This is a genomic window from Hydrogenophaga sp. 70-12 (assembly GCF_001897365.1).
Classification (GTDB): domain Bacteria; phylum Pseudomonadota; class Gammaproteobacteria; order Burkholderiales; family Burkholderiaceae_C; genus Hydrogenophaga; species Hydrogenophaga borbori.
The window spans coordinates 1-3,153 of record NZ_MKSS01000095.1 but is presented as its reverse complement, the minus strand read 5'-3'; the positions used below and the strand labels follow the sequence as shown (position 1 = coordinate 3,153).

At 69.9% G+C, this 3,153-nt stretch carries 5 protein-coding genes and 1 pseudogene; all 6 read left to right on the top strand.

The annotated features are described in order from the left end of the window. Positions 1-716 (top strand): glycine--tRNA ligase subunit beta (locus BGO22_RS06140; protein WP_286849655.1); only part of this gene is annotated, 716 nt, incomplete at its 5' end. 28 nt (positions 717-744) lie between these two features. Further along, positions 745-1,065, top strand: coding sequence for a hypothetical protein (locus tag BGO22_RS06135; RefSeq protein WP_070400443.1), 321 nt, complete (start codon positions 745-747; stop codon positions 1,063-1,065). After that, entirely contained in the window at positions 1,062-1,601 is a 540-nt protein-coding gene (locus BGO22_RS06130) for a DUF6036 family nucleotidyltransferase (RefSeq protein ID WP_286849654.1), read from the top strand. The genes BGO22_RS06135 and BGO22_RS06130 overlap by 4 nt, the downstream gene beginning before the upstream one ends. Continuing rightward, positions 1,598-2,176 (top strand): D-glycero-beta-D-manno-heptose 1,7-bisphosphate 7-phosphatase, encoded by a 579-nt coding sequence (gmhB, locus tag BGO22_RS06125; protein WP_070400441.1) that lies wholly within the window; start codon positions 1,598-1,600, stop codon positions 2,174-2,176. The genes BGO22_RS06130 and gmhB overlap by 4 nt, the downstream gene beginning before the upstream one ends. 18 nt (positions 2,177-2,194) lie before the next feature. Continuing rightward, entirely contained in the window at positions 2,195-2,929 is a 735-nt protein-coding gene (locus tag BGO22_RS06120) for a lysophospholipid acyltransferase family protein (RefSeq protein WP_070400511.1), read from the top strand. A gap of 5 nt (positions 2,930-2,934) precedes the next feature. Then, a pseudogene (locus BGO22_RS06115) lies at positions 2,935-3,153 on the top strand (metal-dependent hydrolase); the annotation flags it as partial.

The window sequence follows — 3,153 nt, the reverse complement described above, 5'->3', positions numbered from 1 at the left end:
CCCTGGCCGACAAGCTGGAAACCCTGGTCGGCATGTTCGGCATCGGCAACCTGCCCACCGGCGACAAGGACCCGTTCGCGCTGCGCCGGCACGCGCTGGGCGTGGTGCGCATGCTGATCGAGCAGGCGCCCGATCTGGAGCTGCCCTGGTTGCTGCACAACGCGGGCGACCCGTTCGGCGACAAGATCCACCGTGACCGCTCGGCGGACGTGACCGCGCTCACCGACTTCATCTGCGACCGCCTCGCCGGCAGCCTGCGCGAGCAGGGCTACAGCGCGCAGGAGATCGACGCCGTGCTCGCGCTGCGCCCCGCGCGCCTGGCCGACGTGAGCAAGCGCCTGGCGGCCGTGCGCGCCTTCGCCGCGCTGCCCGAGGCCCCGGCCCTGACGGCGGCCAACAAGCGCATCGGCAACATCCTCAAGAAGTCCGAGGGCGTGGGCGAGTCGGTCAACGCTGGCCTGCTGAAGGAGCCCGCCGAGAAAGCCCTGTTCGACGCCATGCAGGCCACCGTGCCCGGCGCCGACGCTCAGTTCGAGGCCGGCGACTTCACCGCCAGCCTGCAGGCCCTGGCCGCGCTGCGCGAGCCGGTCGACGCCTTCTTCGACGGTGTCATGGTCAATGCCGACGAGCCCGCGCTCAAGGCCAACCGCCTGGCCCTGCTGCAACAATTGCACCGCGCGATGAACCGCGTGGCCGACCTGTCCCGGCTGGCCTGAGATCACCGGACGCCACTACCATTGCGCCATGCCCACCCCGCGTCAGATTGAGCGCTTCACCCTGGCTTTCCACCGGGAGGCTTTGCAACGGGTGGCCCGGTCGCCCGAGCTGATCGATCGCGCGCTGGCCGTGCTGGACCGTTGGGAAGCCTCGGGTTTGTCGAATGGATCGACGCCTTACCGCGAGGAGTGGCGGCAACTGCTGCTCGCGCGGGACGTGTCGCGGCTGACCCAGGCGGTTTGCGCCGACGGCGATCACGCGGCGACCTTGCGGGGTATGTCCCCGCTCGGCTTCGTGCTGCCGGACGAAGAGCGGCAGCGCCTTCGCCGGGAAGCCATGGCGCAATGAAACGGACCCAGCTCGCCCATGTGCTGCGCGCTGCCGCCGAGATTTCCGGCGAGAAGAGCTTCGTGCTGGTCGGTAGTCAAGCGGTGCTGTTGCTGCTGGAGCAGCCCGAGGGACGGTTGACCTTGTCCGAAGAGATCGACCTGTATCCCGCTGTTGCTCCCGACAAGGCCGATCTGATCGATGGTGCGCTTGGCGCGCTCTCGCCGTTCCATGATGAGTTCGGCTACCACGCCGATGGGGTCAGCCCGGACACGGCCGTGATGCCGGCCGACTGGATGGACCGCGCGGTCTTCCACTACTTCGGCGACATCACGGCCATCTGCCCCGATTTGCACGATCTGGCCGTGTCCAAATGCGTGGCCGGGCGCGAGAAGGACGCCGAGTTCCTGCGGGCCTTGTTCGAGCAAGGCCATCTGGATGTGAACGTCCTCATCGAACGCATCCGCCAACTCGATGGCGCCCAGTACCCGGTCGGCAGCATCGAAGCCTGGGCCCGCCGGCGCCACGCGGACGCCCTGCATGGGAAGGGATCATGAAGCTTCTCATCCTCGACCGCGACGGCACGCTCAACCGCGGCCGCGACGACAAGGTGGCGTCGCCGGACGAATGGGAGCCTTTGCCGGGCGCGCTCGAGGCGGTGGCGCGGCTCAACCACGGCGGCTGGCGCGTGGTGCTGGCCACCAACCAGTCGGGCATCGGCCGCGGCCTGTTCGACATGGCCTCGCTCAACGCCATCCACCTCAAGATGCACCGCCTGCTGGCCGCCGCCGGCGCGCGGGTGGAGGCCATCTTCATCTGCCCGCACGCGCCCGAAGACGCCTGCGGTTGCCGCAAGCCCGCGCCCGGCCTGTTCCAACAGATCGGCGCGCGTTTCGGCGTGCCCCTGGCCGAGGTGGTGGCCGCCGGTAACTCGCTGCGCCACGTGCAGGCTGGCGCCGCCGCCGGTTGCGCCACGCACCTGCTGCTCACCGGCCAGTCGGCCACGCTGGGCGGCCAGCCCGGCGCCACCATCGCCGGCCTGCCGCCCGCCACCCAGGTCCACGCCGACCTCAGCGCCTTCGCCGACTGGCTGCTGGCCCAGGTCCCACCCCCTTCCAAGCCGACCGCCTGACCCCCGAGCATGATCGCCATCCACTTCCTGCGCTCCGTGTTGCATTTGCTGGTGATGGTGATCACCGTGATCCCCTGGGGGCTGGCGGTGGTGATCGTCTCGCCCTTCGTGAGCAGCACCACGCTGTACTGGATGTGCGCGAACTGGCTGCGCGTGGCGGTGCACAGCGGCACACTGATCCTGGGCATCCGCAACCGCGTCACGGGCCTGGAGAACCTGCCCGTGGGCAGCACCGCGCCGGCCGTGCTGCTGCTCAAGCACCAGTCCACCTGGGAAACCTTCGCCATGCCCACGCTGATGCCGCACCCGCTGGCCTACGTGTTCAAGAAGGAGCTGCTCTACGTGCCCTTCTTCGGCTGGGCCATGGGCCGGCTGGACATGATCCACATCGACCGCAGCAAGCGCACCCAGGCCTTCAACAAGGTGGTCGAGCAGGGCCAGCGCCTGCTCGACCAGGGCACCTGGGTGATCATGTTCCCCGAGGGCACGCGCATCCCGCGCGGCCAGAAGGGCAGCTACAAGACCGGCGGCACGCGCCTGGCCGTGGCCACCGGCGCGCCGGTCATCCCCATCGCCGTGACCTCGGCCAAGTGCTGGCCGCGCAAGGCCTTCATCAAGCGGCCTGGCGTGGTGGACTTTTCCATCGGCAAGCCCATCCCCAGCCAGGGCCGCGAGGCCGACGAGCTCATGCGCGAGGTCGAGGCCTGGATCGAAGGCGAGATGCGCCGGCTCGACCCCGAGGCCTATCGATAGAAGCCATGAAGGGCTTCGTGCAGCTGGCGTTCGATCTGTTCGGCCCCGCCGAGCCCGGGCCGCCGCGCGCCGCGCCGGCCCCATCGGCCCCGGCCACCCCGGTCGGCACCGACCACGCGCTGCCGCTGGCCGAGGTCTTCCAGCCCGGCACCTGGCACCACCCGCGCGCCAACCGCCTGGTGCGCCTGCGCGGGGCCGAGGTGGGCTACGAATTCCTGCGCGGC